Origin of the sequence: Virgibacillus salexigens, from assembly GCF_014905415.1 — a bacterium.
Classification (GTDB): domain Bacteria; phylum Bacillota; class Bacilli; order Bacillales; family Amphibacillaceae; genus Virgibacillus; species Virgibacillus salexigens.
Window position 1 is genome coordinate 1 of record NZ_BNEO01000200.1, and the last position, 292, is coordinate 292.

The following is a 292-nucleotide window of genomic DNA, read 5'->3' on the forward strand; positions in this document are numbered from 1 at the left end:
GTTAAAGCATGAAATTTATTCGGGGCAGATACAAAGTTTTTACCTGTATGTTCATTAATAGCTGCACAAACGCGCTCTGCAAACTCCGGATGTGCATTTAATCCTGTACCGACAGCAGTTCCTCCAATTGCTAGTTCTTTGATATAATGAATACTTCCCCCAATCATCGTTTCTGATTTTTCTAACATACGATGCCATCCGCTAATCCCCTGTCCAAGCGTTAATGGAGTTGCATCTTGTAGATGGGTTCGACCAATCTTAACGATGCCATTGAATTTTTCCATCTTGACTT

1 protein-coding gene is annotated in these 292 nt (G+C 40.4%); it reads right to left on the reverse strand.

Features of this window, described 5'->3' with window-relative positions:
- Positions 1 to 292 (reverse strand): lyase family protein (locus JKP73_RS22835; protein ID WP_267903285.1); only part of this gene is annotated, 292 nt, incomplete at both ends.